Below are 22029 nucleotides of genomic sequence, written 5' to 3' on the forward strand. Positions count from 1 at the left end.
TATACATATAATATATGGGTGATATAGTGATTTTAAATGAAGCAGAAATGCAAATAGGATTATCCTTTATTTTACAGTCAGTTTTAAAAAAGTATGATGTTGTTTTACAGGAAATGAATTTGAAAATAAAAGAAGATCATCTCTTGATGACATCAGTTGTTTTGTATAATCAATATCATGTTGATGTTTTGTGTGAGTTCAATTTGAAATATGAAAATCAGCACTTTGTATTTGAAAATATTCAAGGCAAGGTTGAATATTTATTTTTACAGTTTCCTATTATGAGTTTTCTGAAGTCTTTTTTACAAGACTCACATATCATTTGGAAAGATAACCAGATTCAATATGAGATTGATTTACCTATTGAAAGTTTAAATCTAGAAGATGGACAATTACAAGTTATACTAAAAAACAATCAAAGTGTTTCACCTTGATTGTTTTTTAATACTTCATCAATTAATCCATAATCTAATGCATCATAGGCATTCATAAAATAGTCACGATCAGTATCTTTTTTAATACGACGCAAGGGTTGATTGGTCATTTGAGCTAATAAGCGATTGAGCTTTTCTTTTTGTTTTAATATATGACGGGTAGAAATCTCGATATCACTGGCTTGACCTTGTGCTCCACCTAGAGGCTGATGAATCATAATTTCACTATTTTCTAATGCATAGCGTTTTCCTTTTTTTCCAGCAGCTAATAAAAAAGCACCCATACTGGCTGAAAGACCAATACTGATGGTTGAGACATCACATTTTACAAAATTCATCGTATCGAAGATAGCCAAACCAGCGGAAACACTGCCGCCTGGAGAATGAATATACATATCAATATCAGCCTGACTGTCCAATGATTCAAGATAGAGAAGCTGACTGACAATGGAGCTTGCCATCTCATCATTAATTTCACCACAGAGCATAATAATGCGATCTTCTAATAATCTTGAGAAAATATCATAAGCATATTCTTTAGAATTCTTTTTTAATATCACAGTGGGTATAAAATGCATAAGTGTACCTCCATAATTCATTATAGAGAAATTTGTGTTGGATTATTCATAGAAAATTGATTTTTTCTTGCGTTAATATTGAGTTAAGCGAAGTTAAAAAACGAGAAAAGATTTTCATTCTTGTGAAAAAAATTATATAAAGCGCACAACTTTTATTGATTTCTTTGGGTTTGTGGACTATAATATAGACATAAATTATTAGTAAGGAGGATGTCATAAAAATGGCAGTAAAAGTAGCAATTAACGGTTTTGGACGTATTGGACGTCTAGCATTTAGACAAATGTTTGGAGCTGAAGGATATGAAGTTGTTGCAATCAACGACTTAACAGATCCTAAAATGTTAGCACACTTATTAAAATATGATTCAGCTCAAGGTAAATATGCTTTAGCTGATACAGTAGAAGCTAAAGAATCTTCAATCGTAGTAGATGGAAAAGAAATCGAAATCTACAAAGAAGCAGATGCTTCTAAATTACCTTGGGGAGAATTAGGAGTAGATGTAGTATTAGAATGTACAGGTTTCTATACTTCTAAAGCTAAATCTCAAGCTCATATTGATGCAGGAGCTAAAAAAGTTGTTATTTCTGCACCAGCTGGAAATGATTTACCAACTGTTGTATTTGGTGTAAACGAAGGAACATTAACTGCTGATGATACAATTATTTCAGCTGCATCTTGTACAACTAACTGTTTAGCACCTATGGCTAACGCATTAAACAAATTAGCACCAATCAAATCTGGTATCATGTTAACAGTACATGCTTATACTGGTGACCAAATGGTATTAGATGGACCTCATAGAAAAGGTGACTTAAGAAGAGCACGTGCTGCTGCAGTTAATATCGTGCCTAACTCAACTGGAGCTGCAAAAGCTATCGGTTTAGTTATCCCTGAATTAAATGGAAAATTAATCGGTTCTGCTCAACGTGTACCAGTTCCTACTGGATCTACAACTATCTTAACTTCAGTTGTTGAAGGTGAAGTTACTGTAGAACAAGTTAACGAAGCTATGAAAGCAGCTGTAACTCCATCATTTGGATACACTGAAGAACAATTAGTATCTTCAGATATTATTGGAATGACTTATGGTTCATTATTTGATGCAACTCAAACTATGGTTAAAGCATTAGATAACGGAACTACTGAAGTTCAAACTGTTGCTTGGTATGACAACGAAAATTCTTATACTTCTAACATGGTTAGAACTATTAAATATTTCGCTGAATTAACTAAATAATTTAGAAACTTCTTGGGAGTACATTGTATTCCCAAGATTTTTTTATGTCAAAAGACGATTTGATTCTTGTGTCAAATGTATGACAGATATTTTTTATCATATATTTTGAAAGATAAAATGATATATAGTAAGATAATACCTAAAGAAAAGACAAACTATTAAATGTCAATAATTAATTTAAATAATTATTTTTAATAGTGTTTGTCCTGATTGAGAGGAGCAATCCGATGTTCTTTGATGTATTTAGTGGATTTTTGGGTGCACTAAAAACAACTTTTCAAAATATATATTTTGAAAACTCTTACATTTTAGATTTTCTGCTTTTTTAAGCTATTGATTCGGTCGTTTCGTTTTTATAAACAAAGCGATGAATTTCACCATTGACATCAGAATACTGATAAATCTGTTTTCTGGTATTCTTTGGAAAATCTAAAGATATTGAATTGAAGAACGTATTTCGGGTTTCTTCTGGTAATCGCATGATATTTTCATGCATGATTACAAAACTGCTTTCGTTTTTCATGATTGAATAGATATATCTGGCAATACGATTAGCAACTGCAATAACTGCCAGTTTATGACGCTTTTTATTTCCGTTCTTCACTCTTTCAAATAAGTGCTTAAGAACAGGATTGTGTCGTCTGGCAAATTCAGCAATCATGTAAAGAGCGTGTCTCAGATATTTTGATCCTTTCTTGGAAATCTTGCCCATGATTTCCACAGACTTGCCGGAACGCTTGTTTCGTGGCGATGAACCGCTGTAAGAGACATAATGATCAGCATTCTTGAATCTAAAGATGTCTCCGGTTTCAGCGATGATAACAGCAGCGGTCAAAGGACCACAGCCAGTGATGGTCATCAATAGACTGTAGACATTAAAAGTGGCGGCAAGCTTTCTGATATCTTTTTCAATCAGTTTCAATTGTGCACGAATATTGAAGATGCTTTCAACAGTGTTGGAAATAACGCATCTTATATGATCGGATACATGTGGAACCAGTGTATCCTGAGCATAATTGAATAGCTTATCTATCTTATCCAAACTGCAGCGATGTTTGGATGCTTCATAAACGAGAGAAAACACTTCATTTTTGGAAGCATTTATGATATCATGCGAAGTAGGATATTGAGATAAGAGAGCTAGAAAAGCAGCTGATTTAGGTTCAAAAACATACTGAAGTTCAGGGAAATAACAATCACAAAGGGCAATGAGACGGTTAGTTTCCTGAGAATGGAGTTTTTTAATCTGATAATGTCTGTGAACGAGAGCCTTAAGATCTTGATATCCATTTTTGTTTTCAAAGACGGAATCTGAAACATATCTGACATCATCATCAGTTCCAATGATGGTACTGATAGTTTGAGCATCCAAAGGATCAGATTTGGATATATTATGGCTTTCTCTCCATTTATTAACGAAATCAGTATTGAGCTGATGGATTTCTTCATCGCTATTACAGTTTTCTTTAATAAAGCTATAGACATTAGTAGAATAGATACCAGTGACCTCCAAAGCAAAATAAGTGTGAAGACAGTGTGGATCACTGGAATACTTTCTCACAGTATTTAAAAACTCAACAACATCAGATTTAATAAACTTAAAAGATAATTTTTTTCTAAGGAAACGGGGTTTGACTGATCTTAATTCAGGGACAGCCAGAACAGCAGCATCAGCCTTGCCTTTAGAGACATCAATGCCAACAAAAAGATTGTAATCGTTATTTTTCATAAAAAATGACCTTCTTTCTCAAGTATGAAAATGGTTTTGAATTGCACCTCTAAATCAAGACAAACGCAACCTCGCAAATACGGAGACAAGTGAGAAACACTGCTGCAACAAACTCATTCGGGTATAAAGCACGCCTTGAACAGAGGATTAAGTCTTTTTGAAGCGGAACATAACGAGATGGCCGCAGAGGTGAAGAATAAAACCTTGATTCAAAACGAAACTATTATCTTAAAAAGAGAGTGTAGAAGCAAGGAAATTTTTAAACAATTGAGATATCTCAATTGTTTAAAAAAGGAAATCCTTAATTCAAACTTCTATACATATTATACGAGAGGTGTTAAAACATGAATACATCTGTTTTGATTGGTATTATGATACCATTTATTGGGACAACATTAGGTGCAGCCTGTGTTTTCTTTATGAAACAAAAAATGGATAATCGTGTTCAAAAAGTTCTGCTGGGATTTGCTTCTGGAGTGATGATTGCGGCTTCAGTCTGGTCACTTTTGATTCCAGCTTTAGATATGTCAGCAAGTTTAGGAAAATTGTCTTTTATACCTGCGGCAGTTGGTTTTTTATTGGGAATTTTCTTTCTATTATTTTTAGATCATACTATTCCACATATGCATTTGGATCATCAGGTAGAAGGAAGGAAATCGCACTTGCAACGTACAACAATGTTAATTTTAGCAGTCACAATGCATAATTTTCCTGAAGGGATGGCAGTTGGAGTTGTTTTTGCAGGAGCCTTGATGGGGAATAATGATGTTTCTATTGCTGGGGCTATTGCCTTATCATTGGGTATTGCGATACAGAATTTTCCAGAAGGGGCTATTATTTCTATGCCATTAAAAAGTGAAGGAGTGTCTAAAGGAAAAGCTTTTTTGTATGGGATGTTATCTGGGATTGTTGAACCTATGGGTGCTATATTAATGATTGTCCTGTCACAGTTTTTTGTACCGATTTTGCCTTATCTTTTATCGTTTGCCGCTGGCGCAATGGCATATGTCGTTGTAGAAGAGCTGATTCCTGAAGGTTCGCAAGGGACACATTCAAATATTGCGACGATTGGCTTTGCGATTGGTTTTGTCATCATGATGATATTAGATGTAGCATTGGGATAGTGAAGTGTGATATAATGATATAAATTGATATGAGGTGACAAAAATGGACTTGCATGAATCAGGTGAAATGTATTTAGAAACGATATTAATCTTAAAGAATCAAAATGAATATGTTCGTTCTATTGATATTGCACATACTATGGATTTTTCTAAACCAAGTGTATCACGTGCAATTAAACTTTTAAAAGAATCTCAATTGATTGTTGTAGATGATAAGGGATATATTGATTTTACTGATGAAGGACGTCGTATTGCAGAAAAAGTGTATGGTCGTCATCAGATTTTAACAGAGTTCCTTGTTTCTATTGGTGTGAGTGTTAAACAGGCCGAAGAAGATGCTTGTCGTATTGAACATATTATTAGTGACGAAACACAACAATGTATTCAAAACTTTTTAAAGAAGCAGTCTTAGGATTGCTTTTCTTTGTTTGTAGAAAAAAAGGTTTATGAGTTAAAAATAATTGTCATCTATGATAGAATAAAAAAACGAGGTGTATGTATGGACGATTTTCAGTTTGAATATGATCAAAAAAAGAAAACAAGATTAAAAAAAGGACCTATCTATATGATGGCTTGTATTTTATGTCTGGTGATTGGAGGTGTTGGTGGTTATTTTATTCATGACTTCCAGTCCAATCGTTATGGTAATGATAGTGATGTCTATAATGAAATTGCGCAAATTATTGAAAATGATTTTTTAGATACAAGTGATAATGATACAAGTTTACAGGAACGTATGCTAAATGGAATGGTTTTAGCATTAGGAGATCCTTATTCTTCATATTTATCATTGGAACAGTCACAGGAATTAGGAACATCTATTAATGGGACTTTTGAAGGTATTGGGATTACGTTTACAATGGTAGATGATGGTGCTATTGTGTTGGATGTATATCAAAATACGCCAGCTCAAAAAGCAGGTATACAAAAAGGAGATATTATTACGCACATTGAAGGAACTTCAATCGCTGGATATACATCAGATAAAGTTAAAGAAATGATACAGGGTGAAAGTCAGAGTCAAGTTGCTTTACGTCTATTAAGAGATGGAAAAAGTCAAAATCTATCAGCAACACGTCAAAATGTGGATACATCAATTGCTTCTTCTATTATGACTGTAAACCAGCAGAAAGTTGGTTATGTGAGAATTGTGACTTTTGGTGAAAATATTCATGAAGTTATTGAAACGAAGCTGCAAGATATGAAATCACAAAAAATCAACCACATTATTATTGATTTAAGAGATAATAGTGGAGGTTATTTGAATGCCGCCCAAGAGATTCTTGATTTATTTGTACCAGAAGGACAAACATTATTTTCCCTTCAGGATAAAGATGGCAAAACGGAAGAATATAAAGCAACCAGTCGGGAAAAATATGTATTTGAACATGGCTATATTTTAGTGAATCAGCAAACTGCCAGTGCTTCAGAAGTTTTAAGTGCAGGTTTGAAAGAGAATTTAGATTATCAATTGATTGGTGAAACGACTTATGGTAAAGGTGTTGCACAAACACAAGTGACTCTTTCTAATTCATCTGTATTGAAATACACTCATGAAAAATGGTTAACTCCTCATGGAACATGGATCAATGGTACAGGATTAGAACCAGATTATGTCATTGATGAAACCAATATCCATGATTTTCATGTAGGTGAAATGAAACAATCTTATCAATATGATGATGTTGATGATAATATTCAATATATGCAGGAAATGCTGCAAGAATTAGGTTATTCATTAGATCGTCAGGATGGATATTTTTCACATCAGACAACAACAGCTTTAGAAGCATTTGAAAAAGATTATGCTTTAAAACAGGATGGTATTTATTCTCAAAATGATCGTTTAATTCTTTTAAGTGCTTTAACATATCATTTGTATCAAGAAAAAGAGGATGTTTATCTACAAAAAGTGAATCAATTGATTCAATAGGGAGGTGCTAAAATGGAACAATTTAAATTAGTTTCCAAATATTCACCAATGGGTGATCAACCAGCAGCTATTCAACAGCTGGTTGATGGAATACGTGCTGGAAAAAAGGAACAGGTTTTACTGGGAGGAACGGGAACAGGAAAAACATTTACTGTTTCTAATGTTATTGCTCAGGTGAATAAACCAACACTGGTATTAGCCCATAATAAAACTTTAGCTGGACAATTATATTCAGAATTAAAAGAATTTTTTCCTGAAAATCGTGTGGAATATTTTGTTTCTAACTTCGATTTTTATCAGCCGGAAGCTTATATTCCAAAAAGTGATACATACATAGATAAAAATGCAAAAACAAATTATGAAATAGAAATGTTGCGTTCAGCAGCCATGAATTCTTTATTAGAAAGAAGAGATACGATTGTCGTTGCATCAGTGGCTTCTATTTATGGTTTAGGAAATCCTGAACAATATAAAGAAATGATTTTCTCATTACGTGTCGGTCAGGAAATTGATCGTCGCGAACTCTTAACATATCTTGTAGACCGTCAATACCAAAGAAATGATATCGAACAGTCAAAAGGGACATTCAGGGTACGTGGTGATGTCATTGAAATTGTACCTGGACATACAGAAAGCTGGCTGATTCGTATAGAGCTTTTTGGTGATGAAGTGGAAGGAATCAGTGAGGTAGATCCTTTGACTGGTAAAGTCTTGAGTCGTTATAAAACATATACGATTTATCCAGCTTATGGCTATGTTACAAAAAAGGAACAAATGTTACATGCCTGTGATACGATTTCCGAAGAACTTCAAGACCGTTTACAATATTTTAAGGATGCTATGAAACCACTGGAATATGAACGTTTGGATCAGCGTACACGTCACGATATTGAAATGTTAAGAGAAGTAGGGATGTGTCCAGGAATTGAAAATTATTCACGTCATATTGATGGACGAAAAGCAGGACAACGTCCTTATACTTTAATCGATTATTTTCCAGATGACTTTTTAATGATTGTTGATGAAAGTCATGTGATGTTACCACAGGTCAGAGGTATGTTTAATGGGGATCGCAGCCGTAAAGAAACATTGGTTGAATATGGTTTCCGTTTACCAAGTGCCTTGGATAATCGACCATTGCGTTTTGAAGAGTTTGAAAAGATTATTAATCAGGTGATTTATGTTTCGGCAACGCCAGGTGACTATGAATTAGAAAAAACACATGGTGAATATGCAGAACAGATTATTCGTCCAACAGGTTTGTTGGATCCTATTATTGATGTTCGTCCAACAAAAAATCAGATTGATGATCTGATTGATGAAATTCATGAACGTATTGATAAAAAAGAGAGAGTTTTAATTACAACACTTACAAAACGTATGGCTGAAGATCTTAGTGCTTATTTAAAAGAAGTAGGGTTAAAAGTCGCTTATTTACATTCAGATACAAAAACATTAGAACGTACTGAAATTTTAAGAGATTTAAGACTTGGAAAATATGATGTACTGGTGGGAATTAACTTGTTAAGAGAAGGGTTGGATTTACCTGAAGTATCTCTAGTTTGTATTTTAGATGCGGATAAAGAAGGGTTCTTAAGAAGTGAACGCTCATTAATTCAGACGATTGGACGTGCGGCCAGAAATGCGAATGGAAAAGTGATTATGTATGGTGATCATATAACAGAATCTATGCAAAAAGCGATTGATGAAACAAATCGTCGTCGTGAAATTCAAGAAGCCTATAATAAAGAACATCATATTATTCCACAGACTATTCATAAAGAAATTCATGATTTAATTCAAGGTAAAGAAACAATGGAAGAAGCTTCTTCATTATTACAAAAAGGTAAAAAAGCACCTCAAAAAGCAAAGAAGAAACTGATTGCAGATCTAGAAAAAGAAATGAAAGAAGCTGCGAAAGTGCTTGATTTTGAAAGAGCTATGGAATTAAGAGATATTATTATGGAACTTAAAGGTGAAAAGTAATGAAAATAGATGCTTTGGCTCAAGAGATTTTTGATGATATGATCGCTCATGGTGGAAAAGTTTATATTGTCGGTGGATCTGTTCGTGACGAAATCTTAGGACGTTATGATCAGCATGATGTAGATGTAGAAGTATATCATTTAAGTTATGAAAAACTATGTGCTATTTTACAAAAATATGGTCATGTTCATACATTTGGAAAATCTTTTGCGATTGTTCAGTTAGAAGAGCTTCCTCATTATGACTTTGCCTTACCTCGACAGGAAACAAAAACTGGTCACAAGCATCAAGATTTTGAAGTGATGATTGATCCTGATTTACCATTAGAAAAAGCTGTTTTGAGGCGTGATCTGACAATGAATGCACTCATGTATGATTACTTAGAACAACGTGTCATTGATTTATGTGGTGGTTTATCAGATATTGATCAGCATATCATTCGTTGTGTGGATCCTGAACATTTCATGGAAGATCCTTTGCGTGTTTTAAGAGTGGCACGTTTTGTCGCCCAATTTGAATTTCAAGTTGAAGAGAAGACTTTGAATCTATGTCGTTCTATGGCACAGTCACATATGCTGGATCATTTATCATATGAAAGAATTTATCAGGAGTATTGTCAAATCCTGATGGCACCACAACCATCATTAGGATTTATGTTTTTAAAAGATATAGGAGCTTTACCACCTTATTTACAGGCTCTGACAACAACGCATCAGCGTTTAGATTTTCATCCTGAAGACGATGTTTTCACGCACACGATGCTGGTTATAGATGTAGCCAGTCATGTAAAAAAGAAAACCGATCATCCTCTATGGTTTATGTGGGCATGTTTACTGCATGATATAGGGAAACCTTTGGTAACAACCAAAGAAGGACATGCGCCTAAACATAATGAAGCAGGTGTGCAGGTGTTTCAAAATGTTCCAATCATCACATCTAAAAAAGAAAGACAATATATTTCCACAATGATCATGTATCATATGCATTTAATGAATATGTCACGTCATCATGCAAAGGATTTATCTTATTTAAGACTTTTAAAGAAGATTGATGGAAAAGTTTCTATGAATGATTTGATTTATATAAGCTGTTGTGATAAGTTAGGAAGGGGAAAAGTAGCTCAGGAACAATATGATGAGTTTTGGTTATATATTCAGGATAAACAAAAACGTTTAGGTGTTCAAGCGCCATTGCCACTGATTCGTGGTGATGATTTATTAGCAAATGGTTTGACTTCAACACATTTATTTAAGCAGATGTTAGATGAAGCCTATGATTTGCAGTTGCAAGGTTTGAGTAAGGAAAAGATATTAAGGAGTTTGAGGAAGTATGAACAAAGATAAAATTATTATCAAAGGCGCAAGAGTTAATAATTTAAAAAATATAAATGTAGAAATTCCTCGAGATCAGCTTGTCATTATGACAGGATTATCTGGGAGTGGAAAAACATCACTGGCATTTGATACGATTTATGCGGAAGGACAAAGACGCTATGTTGAATCATTAAGTGCTTATGCCAGACAATTTCTAGGTGGTGTGGAAAAGCCTGATGTTGATAGTATTGATGGTTTATCACCAGCGATTGCGATTGATCAAAAGACAACATCAAATAATCCTCGATCAACAGTGGGAACAGTGACTGAAATTTTTGATTATTTAAGATTGTTGTATGCCAGAGTTGGACATGCCTATTGTCCAACCCATCATGTGTTGATTGAATCACAGACAATTAAACAAATGGTTGATACAATTGATCAATATGAAGATGGAACAAAATTACAGGTTCTAGCAAGAATGTGTCGTAATCAAAAAGGGACACATAAGGATTTATTTGAACAATTAGCGAAAGATGGTTTTTTACGTGTCAAAGTGGATGGTGAAATGCGTCTTTTAGATGAAGATATTGTTTTGGATAAAAATAAAAAACATAATATTGATGTTGTAGTGGATAGAATTATTAAAAAGGAAGGATATCGCTCACGTTTAGCGGATTCTTTGGAAACAGGATTAAAATTAACTGGTGGGGAAGTTATTGTTGAAAACTTGAATGAAAAAACAGAAAAGCTTTTTTCTCAACATTTAGCTTGTCCATATTGTGGATTTAGTGTTCCTAAATTAGAACCACGTTTATTTTCTTTTAATAACCCATTGGGTGCCTGTCCAGATTGTAAAGGGATCGGTGTAAAAAATGAAGTTGATAATGATTTATTGATTCCTGACTGGTCATTAAGTATTAATCAGGGAGGAATTCGTTATTTCAAAACATCAGTAGGAACTGATCGTATTGAATGGCAGAGATTTCTTGTTTTATGTCGAGAATATCATATTGACTTAGATAAACCGCTTAAAGATTTTAGTAAGAAAGAATTAGATATTATTTTATATGGTTCTGATAAACCTATTACATATACATTACAGTCAAGTTCAGGAAATGTTTCTCAAACGACAAAACCAATCGAAGGTGTGAAAACACTGATTCAAAGACGTTATGAAGAAACAACTTCTTCATGGTCAAAAGAATGGTATGCTTCATTTATGGCTGAACATACATGTCCAACATGTCAGGGAAAAAGATTGAATGAACAAGTTTTAAGTGTACAGGTGGGTGGATTAAATATCAGTGAATTTACTGATATGTCTATTGAAAAAGCACTTGATTTTGTACAGAATTTAAAACTGAATGAAACAGAAACAAATATTGCACGTCTGATTATTAAGGAAATTAAAGATCGTTTAACATTCTTGAATGATGTAGGATTAGGTTATCTGACATTATCAAGACGTGCTGGTGGTTTGTCTGGAGGAGAAGCACAACGTATCCGTTTAGCAACACAAATTGGTTCACGTTTAACAGGGGTTCTTTATGTATTAGATGAACCATCTATTGGTTTACATCAACGTGATAATGAAAAATTAATTAAAACGTTATGTAATATGCGTGATTTAGGCAATAGTGTGATTGTTGTAGAACATGATGAAGATACGATGCGTGCTTCTGATTATATTATTGATATTGGGCCAGGTGCTGGAGTTCATGGTGGTCAGGTTGTCGCAGCAGGAACACCTGAAGAAGTCATGAATAATCCCCATTCTATCACTGGAAAATATCTTTCAGGAGAATATAAGATTCCAGTTCCATCAAAGCGACGCAAAGGGAATGGACTATATATTGAAGTAAAAGGTGCTAAGGAAAATAACTTAAAAAATATTAATGTTAAATTTCCACTTGGAAAATTTATCTGTGTGACGGGTGTATCAGGAAGTGGAAAATCAACATTGGTGAATGAAATTTTATGTAAAGCCATGCGTGCAAAACTTTATCATTCTAAAGAAAAACCAGGAAAACATAAAGAAATTCTTGGTTTAGAAAATGTAGATAAAGTTATTGAAGTCTCACAAGATCCGATTGGACGTACACCACGTTCTAATCCTGTGACTTATACAGGTGTCTTTGATGATATTCGTGAATTGTTTGCGAAAACACCTGAAGCAAAAATGCGTGGATATGATAAAGGACGTTTTTCATTTAATGTCAAAGGTGGACGTTGTGAAGCGTGTCAAGGTGATGGTGTCAAACGTATCAGTATGCATTTTTTACCTGATGTTTATGTACCTTGTGAAGAATGTGGTGGTAAACGCTACAATGAAGAAACATTACAGGTGACTTATAAAGATAAGACTATCTATGATGTCTTAGAGATGACCATTGAAGATTCTTTAACATTCTTTGATAATTTACCACGTATTCGTTCTAAGCTTCAAACGATTTATGATGTAGGACTTGGTTATATAAAACTTGGTCAAAGCGCCACAACATTATCTGGTGGAGAAGCGCAGCGTGTGAAGCTTGCCAGTGAATTACAAAAGAAAGCAACAGGAAAAACAGTATATATTTTAGATGAACCAACAACTGGTTTACATAGTCATGATGTAGCACGTCTGATTGAAGTTTTAAATCGTATTGTTGAACAGGGTGATACTGTGATTGTGATTGAACATAATCTTGATGTGATTAAAGTTGCGGATCACATTATTGATTTAGGATTGGAAGGTGGCGACAATGGTGGTACAATTGTAGTATCAGGAACGCCAGAAAAAGTCGCAGCATGTCAAAAAAGTCATACAGGACGTTTCTTGAAAATGGTTTTAGAGTAGGAGGAAATACATGGGAAAGTCAGTGAAAATCAAAGATTTATTGAAACCAGCTTTATTTCATCAGATATCAGGTGATGAATCAGCTTTGGAAAGAGAAGTCTTTGTGCCAGAAATGAATCGACCAGGATTTGAATTGGCAGGATTTTTTAAACATACAGATTTTAGAAGAATTATATTATTTGGAGAAAAAGAAATTTCTTTCGTGAAAGAAATGAGTAAAGAATCACAGTTAGCTTGTTTTTCTAAACTGGCTAATGATGAAACACCTTGTATTATTATTGCGAAAGGATATTCATGTCCAGAAATATTAAAAAATATAGCCATCAAAAGAAATTTTCCAATTTTTGAAACAACACAGGCGACAGGACGTGTTTCCATTGATTTAACAGGAACATTGGATGAAGCTTTAGCTGCTGAAACATTGATGCATGGAGTCTTTTTAAATATTTATGGTAAAGGTGTTGTGATTCGTGGTGATAGTGGTATTGGTAAATCAGAGATTGCATTAGAACTAATTAAGCGTGGACATTTTTTGATTGCTGATGATGCTATTGAACTTTACCATATTGGTCAAGGTATTGTGGGACGTGCACCAGAAGTTTTACGCAATTTATTAGAAATCAGAGGTATTGGGGTTATTGATGTTTCTAAGATGTTTGGGGTCGCCTCAGTATTACCAAAAGATCATGTTGATTTAATTATTCAGTTGGAACGTTGGCTTCCATCACGTGAATATACAAGAATTGGTATGGAAGAAGATGACGTTATGGAAGAAATCTTGGGTATCCAAATTCCTAAAATTGTCGTGCCAGTCACTGGTGGAAGAAGTATGTCGGCTATTATAGAAGCAGCTGTGATGAATATGCAACTTAAAGATTCTGGATTTGATTCAAGCAAGGAATTTGTCAATCGTATTCTTGACAATATTAAGAGTAAATCATCATGACATTCTTTGAAGATTTTTCAACTTTTGTCACTATTGGACCAATCCATATTCAGTGGTATGCGGTTTGTATTCTCACAGGTGCATGTATTGCATATTTTTTAGGGCAATACCGTTTTAAACAATTAGGGTATTCCAAAGACATTTTATCTGATTATTTCTTTGCAGTCTTATTGATTGGAATTGTCGGTGCTAGAATCTGGTATGTTATTTTTACCTTTGATGAAATGTATGCTTCTCAACCATTAGAGATTTTTGCTATTTGGCATGGCGGTTTAGCTATTCAAGGTGGAATCTTTGCAGGACTGATTTATAGTTATTATTTCTTTAAAAAGCATGATATTCCATTATTACTGGCTGGTGATGCCATTATGCCTGGCGTATTGATTGCCCAGGCGCTTGGAAGATGGGGAAACTTTTTCAATCATGAAGCATATGGAGGAGAAGTTAGCTTATCATTTTTACAGTCTTTGCATCTTCCACAATTCATTATTGATAATATGTATATGAATGGGGTATATCATCATCCTACATTTTTATATGAATCAATGGGAAATATAATGGCTTTTTTGCTTATTGTGTTTGTGATTAGAAGATTTCAAAAACACCAGGGTGTTCAATTCTTTAGTTATTTCCTATTCTATGGTTTAGTGCGTTTCCCAGTTGAAGGATTACGTACAGATAGTCTTATGTTTGGACCAATTCGTATGGCTCAATTGATTTCAATTGCTTTTATTATAGCTGGTCTTATTGGAATCATTTATGTTCATTTAAAAGGAAAAGAAGTCCATTACATTGATATGAGTTAAATGTGGTATATAGCCACATTTTTTTCTTATGTGTTTTGTTCATGAATATTTCATATAAGGAGCGTATAATGAAAATATGAGGTGATTTTATGCATAACTCTGCAAAGAAAATTATTAAACAATATCATGATAATCAGGACGTTTATCGTTCTTTGAAACATGATATTGAAGATATTTTTACACGTATTATTGATACCCATCATTTTCGTATTTCTAATATGGCGATTAGGATTAAAAGCGAAGGCGCATTAATGAAAAAAATCACATATAAGAATAAATATACGGACATTCGTCAAATTACAGATGTTGTGGCTTGTCGTATTATTACTTTATTTGAAAATGATGTTGATCGTATTTATGATTGTGTAAAAGAAAATTTTGATATTGTAGAATATAATGATAAAAGAAAGAAAAATTATGATGATCGTATTGACTTTGGTTATAATTCTTTGCATCTGTTAATTAAATTTAATGATGAAAGATGTCAATTGATTGAGTATTCTGCGTATAAAGATATTATTTTTGAATTACAGATTCGTACGACATTACAACATTCATGGGCAGAAATAGAACATGGGCTAGGATACAAATCACAGTATGAAATTCCTAAGGATATTCGTAGACGATTAACACGTCTTTCAGCATCATTAGAATTGTTAGATGAAGAATTTGTACAGATTGCAAGAGAAGTCGATGAATATAATAAGGGTATTGTGCATATTGAAAAAGTTTTAAAAACAGATATCAATGCCAATTCATTGGCACAATATGTCAATACATCACCACGCATTAATAATATTTTAGAAAAATTGCATACAGAATTTCAATTTCAGTTTGAAAGAGATTCAGAACTGATTTCACAATCTCGACTGGTTCAAAGATTCCATTATATGGGATATACGTATATTAATGAATTGGATGATTTTGTAGAAAATCATATGAAAGAGATTGAATGGATTTCACGTGAACGTATTGAAAACAATAAAGAAAATCAAAAGATTAATATTTATAATGTTTTGGTTTGGATTTCACTTGTTATGTTAGCAAATGAAGGATCAGCAGATCCAGAAGATATCTTTACCAAAGAAAGTATTGAACGATTACAGACGTTAAAAGGAATTATTGAAGAAAAACAGATGACTGTATCTTAAAAAAATCAGCAGGAATTCATATTTTTTTGTGAAAAAATGTGAAAAAAGTTGACAAGACATGAAAAAGAGTATAGCATAAAGAACGTAAAATAAAAGAATTAGAGGCAGCAGTGTATCAGAGTACCATTTGGAGTTGGCAAACGAAGAAGAATGGGAAAGGTAATCATTGCCGAAAGATAGATATTGGCAAATCTCTATCTTGGGGTTATGGGAAATACTCATAACACTCCTTCATGAAAATGAAGAGGCGCTATTAATATGGTCATTAAAGTCGTGTTAATAGCACGGCTTTTATTTTATATGTATATAGAAAGAGAGGGTTTATATGAAAAAATTAGGAAAAGTTTTAGTGGCTATGGCAATGGCAATGACTTTATTTGGATGTGGTGGTGGTGAACAGGCATCAGCCAATAAAGATCAGTTTGTTGTGGGAATGGAATGTTCTTATGCACCATTTAACTGGCAGACAAGTCAGGAAAGTGATACAACAGTATCATTAGGTAATGCTGGATATGCTGATGGATATGATGTACAGATTGCCAAAAGAATTGCGGATGATTTAGGAAAAGAACTTGTGATTAAGAAAATATCATGGGATGGATTAACAGTGGCTTTGGAATCTGGTGAAATTGATGCCATTATTGCTGGAATGACAGCGAATGAAACAAGAGAAGAAGGTATTGATTTTACAACACCATATTACGATAGCGAAGGTATGATTATGATTGTACGTAAAGATGGTGAAGAAGCAAAGTTTACAGATATTCAACAATTCAGTGGTAAAAATGTTGTTGGGCAAAAAGGAACAAACTATGATGATGTCATTGATCAGATCAAAGGTGTTCATCATGCTACAGCAAAAGCCACTTATCCTGAAATGGTTGTTGCTTTACAACAGGGAGATGTGGATGGAATCACTGCAGAAATGGCTGTTGCTGAAGGTGTTGTTGCAGCCAATAAAGATTTAACAATTGTACATTTTGATGAAGGAAAAGGTTTTGAATGTGATACAACAGTATCTATTGGTTTAAAAGAAGGAACAAGAGATAGTGAATTCTTTAAACAGGTACAGGCATCTTTAGATAAGATTACGGTAGATGAAAGAAAACAACTAATGACTGAAGCTGTTGATAGACAGCCAGCAGGAGAATAATTTATGAGTATTGATTTTGCAAAAGCATGGGAAATATTTGTTGAAAATATGTCTCTGTTCAGTTACGGTATTCAAATTACTTTATTATATGCTGTTGTAGGAACTGTTTGTGGTTTTCTTATAGGGTTAGTTGTAGGTGGTATAAGAGCTATTGAAATCAATGATTATGATTCATCAGTCAGTCGTCTATTCAAACGCTTAGGAAAATGGATTACAGGTTTTTATATCTGGGTTTTTAGAGGAACACCAATGATGGTACAGGCTATGTTTTTATATTATTTATTAAAGCCTGCTTTCAATTGGACTCCTTTAGTTGCTGGATTGTTTATTATCTCTATTAATACAGGAGCATATATGGCTGAAATCATTCGTGCAGGTATTCAATCTGTTGATGCAGGACAGAGTGAAGCTGCAAAGAGTTTAGGAATGACAACAAGTCAGACACTTATATCAGTGATTTTTCCACAAGCTATTAAAAATACATTTCCATCAATTGGGAACCAGTTGATTGTTAATATCAAAGACAGTTCTATGCTGAATGTTATTTCTGTAACAGAATTATATTTTCAGACGACATCTGTGGCAGGATCAAATATGAAATATATTGAATGTTTCTTGGTTGCTGCAATCATTTATTTATTTTTAACAACAATCAGTACCTTTATTTTAAATTATATCGAAAAAAGATTGAATTCTGAAAAACAAAGCAAGGACTTTTGCAGTTAGGAGATATTATGGATACAATTATTCAAGTACAACATTTAAAAAAGAGATTTAAGCAATTAGAAGTTTTGCATGATATCAATTTTGATATACATAAAGGTGAAGTTGTGACAATTATTGGTTCAAGTGGAAGTGGAAAATCAACATTATTACGTTGTATTAACTTATTAGAAAGATTAGATGATGGACATATTTTATATCATGACCAGGATATTTTAGATCGTCACTTTAATGTGAATCAATATCGTTCTAAAGTTGGTATGGTGTTTCAGGGATTTAATCTATTCAACAATTTAACAGTATTAGAAAACTGTATGATTGGACAAATCAAAGTTTTAAAAAGAAATAAAGAAGAAGCAAAACAAATGGCTTTCAAATATTTAGAAAAAGTGGGTATGAGTGCTTTTGCAAATAAAAGCAGTGTACAATTATCAGGTGGGCAAAAACAAAGGGTTGCTATCGCAAGAGCATTATGTATGAGTCCTGAAGTTTTGCTTTTTGATGAACCAACAAGTGCATTAGATCCAGAAATGGTTGGCGATGTTTTGAATATTATGAAAGAACTCGCTGATGAAGGTTTGACAATGATTGTTGTCACTCATGAAATGGAATTTGCGAAAGATGTATCAACACGTGTTGTTTTCATGGATCAAGGTGTGATTGTAGAAGAAGGGACACCAGAACAAATCTTCGAACATCCTCAAGAAGAACGTACACGAACATTTTTAAAACGTTATTTAAAAGCAAATGGATAAAGTATCAGAAATGATACTTTTTTTGTTGACATTGACCTAAGGGGATAGTTTATGATGAAAATGGGAGATGAAATGAGATATGAAAATACAGGAAGTTTGCAGTCAATGTCATGTGACAAAAAAAGCCATTTATTATTATGAAAAACAACAGTTACTTCATGTTTATAAAAATCAAAATGGATATCGTGAGTTCAGTGACGAAGATGTTCAAAGATTAAAAGAAATTATGATGTATCGTAGCTGGTCTATCTCTATTGCAGATATTCGCTGTTTATTGGATTTAGATGCTAATCAGAAAAAAGAATATCTTCAACAGATTTATACACAAAGACAAAAAGAACTTTCTTATCAACAAGAAAGTTTAAAACAGTTATATCATTTTATTGAAAGTGACAATACAGAAGACTCTTTTTCATTGGATGATATATGTCAAATCATGTCTGACAATATTCCTCAGCCATTCTTTGATATGTTCTATGAGCATTTTCTACCTTATCTTCATATTCATATTCGTACACAAAAACAACAGAATGCTTATGATCGTATTATTGATTTTTAGGATCATTTTCATATCAAAATTCCATGGACGTATCGCTTTTTGATGTGGATTTCTAAAACAAATCAAAAGCAGCTCAAACAAGTATGGCATGATGTCAATGTATATAAAAATCAATTGATGAATCAAGAAGATGCATATGAATCCATTAAGCAAATGGTTATCAAAAACTATGAGTTACAACAAAAATGGTGGTATCGTATACTGAGTTATCCAAATCGTCAGATGAAGATCAGATTAAGAGATAGTGGGTATTATGATATTTTGATACCAGCCATGTGTGAACTATCAGATGAGTATCATCAATATTATCAACAACTCATGGATTTCAATCAAAGAGTTTGTCAGGAACTTCATCTTTATTATGATTCTAAGTTTCGGTTAATAAAAAAATAAAGCCGAAACTTTATTTTTTTATAAGACCATCTGCAAATGTAAGAGGTAATCCAAAAACAATACCTGTATTTGGATTATCAATGCCACCAACTGATTCATCAACTGTTTTTCTGACTAAATCTACCTGACCATCTTCTACGATAAAAAAGATAGTGCGACTTTCAGGACGAGGATTTTCTAAAAACAAACGTAATGATCCTAAAAGATAGCTTTCATCAGAATCATCTATTGTCTTTATCATACCAGTAGATTCAATGATTGTTCCACCACGTACCCCGGCTCTTTTTAAGTTTGCAAGCAAATCATCTAAACAGTCAAGTTTATTTAAAACAACGACAATAACTTGCATTTCTATCACCACCTATATCTATTATATCGCTAGTTGAGATAAATATCTAGTTATTCTCATGAAATTGGTTTATAATAAACAATAAGATAAGGGGGTTTTATGATGGAATATCAATTTGCAAAACGTATGTCAAATGTAAAGGCATCTGCAATTAGAGAAATATTAAAGGCAACATCTGATCCAAAGATGATTAGTTTTGCTGGAGGAAATCCATCAGCGGAAGCATTTCCAGTTGAAGAAATTGAAAAAATATCTGCAGATATATTGACTAATGAGCCTATTAGTGTTTTACAGTATGGAATTACTGAAGGAGATCAGGAATTGATTCAGGCAGCGACACACTTTTTTAATCGTCATGAACAGGTTATGAAAGCTGATGATCAAATGATAATTACTTCTGGATCACAACAGATTATGGAATTTGTGGCTAAAATATTATGTAATGAAGGTGACGTTGTGATTTGTGAAAATCCTAGTTTTTTAGGAGCTTTAAATGCATTTAAATCATTAGGTGCTGTTTTAAGAGGTATTGAATATAAAAATGGACAATTAGATTTAGAGGCCTTAAAACAGGCTTTACAAATGGAGCCAAAACCAAAATTTATGTATCTGATACCTAATTTTCAAAATCCAACAGGAATGACAATGTCATTGGAAGTCAGAAAAGAAATTTTAAAATTAGCTAAAGACAATGGTGTTCTTATTTTAGAAGATAATCCTTATGGAGATTTAAGATTTGAAGGTGAAGCTATTCCTTCTATAAAATCATTGGATGAAGATGGATTGGTTATTTATGCAGCAAGTCTTTCTAAAATTATTGCGCCTGGAATGCGTGTGGCTTGTTGTATAGCACCAAAAACGATTATTCAAAAAATGACAGTTGCCAAACAGGCCAGTGATGTTCATTCTAATCTTTGGGCACAAAAAGTAATGGCACGATATCTTCAAAATTATGATATGGATGCACATATTGAACGTATTCGAATGATTTATAAACAAAAATGTCACTTAATGCTTGATGAAATGAAAAAACATTTTCATCCGGATGTTCAATATACAATACCAACAGGTGGAATGTTTATCTGGGTGACATTGCCTGAAAGTGTTGATATGTTGACATTTGTGAAAAAAGCTTTGGAAAAGAATGTGGCAGTTGTACCAGGAAATGCATTCTTAGATGATGATACGAAAGAATGTCATAGTTTTAGAATGAATTATTCAACACCAACCAATGAAAAGATCAAAGAAGGAGTGAAGATTTTAGGTGAAATAACATATGAAATGTTATCTATTTCGTCATAATTTTTAAAGCTGTTTATATATAATGGATAAATGGGAGGAAAAATAGTATGCCGTATATAACATTTACAACAACAAAAACATTAACATTAAATCAAGAAAAAGCATTAAAAGAAAGTGCTGGTCAATTAATTTCTATTTTACCTAATAAAAAAGAAGAAAACTTAATGATTCATATTGAAGATAATCAAGTCATGTATTTTAGAGGACAGGAAATGGAATGTATGAAAATATCTTGTCAGCTTTTTCATACAACAGATTATCAATATAAAAAAGAGTTTGCTGAAAAATTATTAAAAGAAATTGAACGTATAACAAAAATACCTGTGGAACAGCAATATCTTTCAATTCAAGAGTTTGAAAATTGGGGTAAAAATGGAGAATATTTATAGAAGTCAAAATGACTTCTATTTTTTTTAAAAAAAGACTTGCATTACATGAAATGATATGATAATATATTTAGGCAATCAAAAATGCTTGAATAGCTCAGTTGGTAGAGCAATCGGCTGTTAACCGATCGGTCGTAGGTTCGAGTCCTACTTCAAGCGCCATTTTTGTGGCCTGTTGGAGAAACGGTTAACTCACATGCCTTTCACGCATGCATTCACGGGTTCGAATCCCGTACAGGTCACCATATGGAGGTTTAGCTCAGTTGGGAGAGCATCTGCCTTACAAGCAGAGGGTCAGCGGTTCGAGCCCGTTAACCTCCACCATTTTT

General features: G+C 33.3%; 21 protein-coding genes, 3 tRNA genes and 1 riboswitch. Of the genes, 21 read left to right on the top strand and 3 right to left on the bottom strand.

All coding sequences use genetic code 11. The features are described 5' to 3' along the window. Positions 1-14: 14 nt before the first annotated feature. Positions 15-434 carry a hypothetical protein gene (locus B5E87_RS08585; RefSeq protein ID WP_158095583.1) on the top strand — a complete coding sequence of 140 codons (420 nt, stop codon included), beginning with the start codon at positions 15-17 and terminating at the stop codon, positions 432-434. On the opposite strand, the gene B5E87_RS08590 is transcribed toward B5E87_RS08585, so the two are convergent. After that, entirely contained in the window at positions 416-1012 is a 597-nt protein-coding gene (locus B5E87_RS08590; protein ID WP_087244523.1) for an ATP-dependent Clp protease proteolytic subunit, read from the bottom strand. The two genes, B5E87_RS08585 and B5E87_RS08590, sit on opposite strands and share 19 nt — an antisense overlap. 221 nt (positions 1013-1233) lie before the next feature. On the opposite strand from B5E87_RS08590, the gene gap reads away from it, so the two are divergent. Continuing rightward, positions 1234-2250, top strand: a complete 1017-nt coding sequence (gene gap / locus B5E87_RS08595; protein ID WP_087244524.1) for a type I glyceraldehyde-3-phosphate dehydrogenase — start codon at positions 1234-1236, stop codon at positions 2248-2250. A gap of 325 nt (positions 2251-2575) precedes the next feature. On the opposite strand, the gene B5E87_RS08600 is transcribed toward gap, so the two are convergent. Then, positions 2576-3979: an IS110 family RNA-guided transposase gene (locus B5E87_RS08600; RefSeq protein ID WP_087244525.1), complete on the bottom strand. Its 1404-nt coding sequence runs from the start codon at positions 3977-3979 to the stop codon at positions 2576-2578. Between the two features lie 344 nt (positions 3980-4323). On the opposite strand from B5E87_RS08600, the gene B5E87_RS08605 reads away from it, so the two are divergent. From B5E87_RS08605 to B5E87_RS08670, 14 genes are all read left to right on the top strand, one after another. Then, a complete protein-coding gene (locus B5E87_RS08605; RefSeq protein WP_087244526.1) occupies positions 4324-5103 on the top strand; it encodes a ZIP family metal transporter in 780 nt (259 codons plus the stop codon). A 43-nt stretch (positions 5104-5146) separates the two neighbouring features. Next, on the top strand, positions 5147-5515 hold the full coding sequence (locus tag B5E87_RS08610; RefSeq protein WP_087244527.1) for a metal-dependent transcriptional regulator: 369 nt from the start codon (positions 5147-5149) through the stop codon (positions 5513-5515). Between the two features lie 87 nt (positions 5516-5602). Then, positions 5603-7036, top strand: coding sequence for a S41 family peptidase (locus B5E87_RS08615; RefSeq protein ID WP_087244528.1), 1434 nt, complete (start codon positions 5603-5605; stop codon positions 7034-7036). 12 nt (positions 7037-7048) lie between these two features. Beyond that, positions 7049-9022, top strand: a complete 1974-nt coding sequence (uvrB, locus tag B5E87_RS08620) for an excinuclease ABC subunit UvrB (RefSeq protein WP_087244529.1) — start codon at positions 7049-7051, stop codon at positions 9020-9022. Beyond that, a complete protein-coding gene (locus B5E87_RS08625) occupies positions 9022-10365 on the top strand; it encodes a CCA tRNA nucleotidyltransferase (RefSeq protein WP_087244530.1) in 1344 nt (447 codons plus the stop codon). Before uvrB ends, B5E87_RS08625 begins: the two co-directional genes overlap by 1 nt. Beyond that, a complete protein-coding gene (gene uvrA / locus B5E87_RS08630) occupies positions 10352-13177 on the top strand; it encodes an excinuclease ABC subunit UvrA (RefSeq protein ID WP_087244531.1) in 2826 nt (941 codons plus the stop codon). Before B5E87_RS08625 ends, uvrA begins: the two co-directional genes overlap by 14 nt. A gap of 10 nt (positions 13178-13187) precedes the next feature. Further along, entirely contained in the window at positions 13188-14123 is a 936-nt protein-coding gene (hprK, locus tag B5E87_RS08635; RefSeq protein ID WP_087244532.1) for an HPr(Ser) kinase/phosphatase, read from the top strand. Further along, on the top strand, positions 14120-14929 hold the full coding sequence (gene lgt, locus B5E87_RS08640; RefSeq protein ID WP_087244533.1) for a prolipoprotein diacylglyceryl transferase: 810 nt from the start codon (positions 14120-14122) through the stop codon (positions 14927-14929). Before hprK ends, lgt begins: the two co-directional genes overlap by 4 nt. Before the next feature lie 89 nt (positions 14930-15018). Further along, positions 15019-16080 (top strand): GTP pyrophosphokinase, encoded by a 1062-nt coding sequence (locus B5E87_RS08645; protein ID WP_087244534.1) that lies wholly within the window; start codon positions 15019-15021, stop codon positions 16078-16080. 91 nt (positions 16081-16171) lie between these two features. Beyond that, positions 16172-16341: riboswitch (Lysine riboswitch) on the top strand. Positions 16342-16405: 64 nt separating this feature from the next. Continuing rightward, positions 16406-17233: a transporter substrate-binding domain-containing protein gene (locus tag B5E87_RS08650; RefSeq protein ID WP_087244535.1), complete on the top strand. Its 828-nt coding sequence runs from the start codon at positions 16406-16408 to the stop codon at positions 17231-17233. Positions 17234-17236: 3 nt separating this feature from the next. After that, on the top strand, positions 17237-17959 hold the full coding sequence (locus tag B5E87_RS08655; protein ID WP_087244536.1) for an amino acid ABC transporter permease: 723 nt from the start codon (positions 17237-17239) through the stop codon (positions 17957-17959). Positions 17960-17967: 8 nt separating this feature from the next. After that, positions 17968-18711, top strand: a complete 744-nt coding sequence (locus B5E87_RS08660; protein WP_087244537.1) for an amino acid ABC transporter ATP-binding protein — start codon at positions 17968-17970, stop codon at positions 18709-18711. A 79-nt stretch (positions 18712-18790) separates the two neighbouring features. After that, on the top strand, positions 18791-19270 hold the full coding sequence (locus tag B5E87_RS08665; protein ID WP_087244538.1) for a MerR family transcriptional regulator: 480 nt from the start codon (positions 18791-18793) through the stop codon (positions 19268-19270). A gap of 42 nt (positions 19271-19312) precedes the next feature. Further along, positions 19313-19663, top strand: a complete 351-nt coding sequence (locus tag B5E87_RS08670) for a hypothetical protein (RefSeq protein ID WP_087244539.1) — start codon at positions 19313-19315, stop codon at positions 19661-19663. A gap of 10 nt (positions 19664-19673) precedes the next feature. Here the strand turns inward: B5E87_RS08670 and B5E87_RS08675 are convergent, their stop codons facing one another. Continuing rightward, positions 19674-20012, bottom strand: a complete 339-nt coding sequence (locus tag B5E87_RS08675) for a hypothetical protein (protein ID WP_087244540.1) — start codon at positions 20010-20012, stop codon at positions 19674-19676. Between the two features lie 102 nt (positions 20013-20114). Between B5E87_RS08675 and B5E87_RS08680 the strand changes: the two genes are divergently transcribed. From B5E87_RS08680 to B5E87_RS08700, 5 genes are all read left to right on the top strand, one after another. Further along, complete coding sequence (locus B5E87_RS08680) at positions 20115-21314, top strand: aminotransferase-like domain-containing protein (protein WP_087244541.1); 1200 nt, start codon at positions 20115-20117, stop codon at positions 21312-21314. A gap of 47 nt (positions 21315-21361) precedes the next feature. Next, complete coding sequence (locus B5E87_RS08685) at positions 21362-21703, top strand: hypothetical protein (protein WP_087244542.1); 342 nt, start codon at positions 21362-21364, stop codon at positions 21701-21703. Between the two features lie 83 nt (positions 21704-21786). Continuing rightward, positions 21787-21862 (top strand) — tRNA-Asn (locus B5E87_RS08690). 7 nt (positions 21863-21869) lie between these two features. Further along, positions 21870-21945: transfer RNA gene (locus B5E87_RS08695), tRNA-Glu, on the top strand. 3 nt (positions 21946-21948) lie between these two features. Continuing rightward, a tRNA-Val gene (locus B5E87_RS08700) sits at positions 21949-22024 on the top strand. Positions 22025-22029 lie beyond the last annotated feature (5 nt).

Source organism: Massilimicrobiota sp. An142 (assembly GCF_002160725.1).
Classification (GTDB): Bacteria; Bacillota_I; Bacilli_A; order Erysipelotrichales; family Coprobacillaceae; genus Allocoprobacillus; species Allocoprobacillus merdigallinarum.

What these genes read in the sequence shown, in the direction of transcription:
- B5E87_RS08585 (WP_158095583.1), top strand. Translation starts at nt 15, where the DNA reads ATGGGTGATATAGTGATTTTAAATGAAGCAGAAATGCAAATAGGATTA.
- B5E87_RS08590 (WP_087244523.1), bottom strand. Translation starts at nt 1,012, where the DNA reads ATGCATTTTATACCCACTGTGATATTAAAAAAGAATTCTAAAGAATAT.
- gap (WP_087244524.1), top strand. Translation starts at nt 1,234, where the DNA reads ATGGCAGTAAAAGTAGCAATTAACGGTTTTGGACGTATTGGACGTCTA.
- B5E87_RS08600 (WP_087244525.1), bottom strand. Translation starts at nt 3,979, where the DNA reads ATGAAAAATAACGATTACAATCTTTTTGTTGGCATTGATGTCTCTAAA.
- B5E87_RS08605 (WP_087244526.1), top strand. Translation starts at nt 4,324, where the DNA reads ATGAATACATCTGTTTTGATTGGTATTATGATACCATTTATTGGGACA.
- B5E87_RS08610 (WP_087244527.1), top strand. Translation starts at nt 5,147, where the DNA reads ATGGACTTGCATGAATCAGGTGAAATGTATTTAGAAACGATATTAATC.
- B5E87_RS08615 (WP_087244528.1), top strand. Translation starts at nt 5,603, where the DNA reads ATGGACGATTTTCAGTTTGAATATGATCAAAAAAAGAAAACAAGATTA.
- uvrB (WP_087244529.1), top strand. Translation starts at nt 7,049, where the DNA reads ATGGAACAATTTAAATTAGTTTCCAAATATTCACCAATGGGTGATCAA.
- B5E87_RS08625 (WP_087244530.1), top strand. Translation starts at nt 9,022, where the DNA reads ATGAAAATAGATGCTTTGGCTCAAGAGATTTTTGATGATATGATCGCT.
- uvrA (WP_087244531.1), top strand. Translation starts at nt 10,352, where the DNA reads ATGAACAAAGATAAAATTATTATCAAAGGCGCAAGAGTTAATAATTTA.
- hprK (WP_087244532.1), top strand. Translation starts at nt 13,188, where the DNA reads ATGGGAAAGTCAGTGAAAATCAAAGATTTATTGAAACCAGCTTTATTT.
- lgt (WP_087244533.1), top strand. Translation starts at nt 14,120, where the DNA reads ATGACATTCTTTGAAGATTTTTCAACTTTTGTCACTATTGGACCAATC.
- B5E87_RS08645 (WP_087244534.1), top strand. Translation starts at nt 15,019, where the DNA reads ATGCATAACTCTGCAAAGAAAATTATTAAACAATATCATGATAATCAG.
- B5E87_RS08650 (WP_087244535.1), top strand. Translation starts at nt 16,406, where the DNA reads ATGAAAAAATTAGGAAAAGTTTTAGTGGCTATGGCAATGGCAATGACT.
- B5E87_RS08655 (WP_087244536.1), top strand. Translation starts at nt 17,237, where the DNA reads ATGAGTATTGATTTTGCAAAAGCATGGGAAATATTTGTTGAAAATATG.
- B5E87_RS08660 (WP_087244537.1), top strand. Translation starts at nt 17,968, where the DNA reads ATGGATACAATTATTCAAGTACAACATTTAAAAAAGAGATTTAAGCAA.
- B5E87_RS08665 (WP_087244538.1), top strand. Translation starts at nt 18,791, where the DNA reads ATGAAAATACAGGAAGTTTGCAGTCAATGTCATGTGACAAAAAAAGCC.
- B5E87_RS08670 (WP_087244539.1), top strand. Translation starts at nt 19,313, where the DNA reads ATGTGGATTTCTAAAACAAATCAAAAGCAGCTCAAACAAGTATGGCAT.
- B5E87_RS08675 (WP_087244540.1), bottom strand. Translation starts at nt 20,012, where the DNA reads ATGCAAGTTATTGTCGTTGTTTTAAATAAACTTGACTGTTTAGATGAT.
- B5E87_RS08680 (WP_087244541.1), top strand. Translation starts at nt 20,115, where the DNA reads ATGGAATATCAATTTGCAAAACGTATGTCAAATGTAAAGGCATCTGCA.
- B5E87_RS08685 (WP_087244542.1), top strand. Translation starts at nt 21,362, where the DNA reads ATGCCGTATATAACATTTACAACAACAAAAACATTAACATTAAATCAA.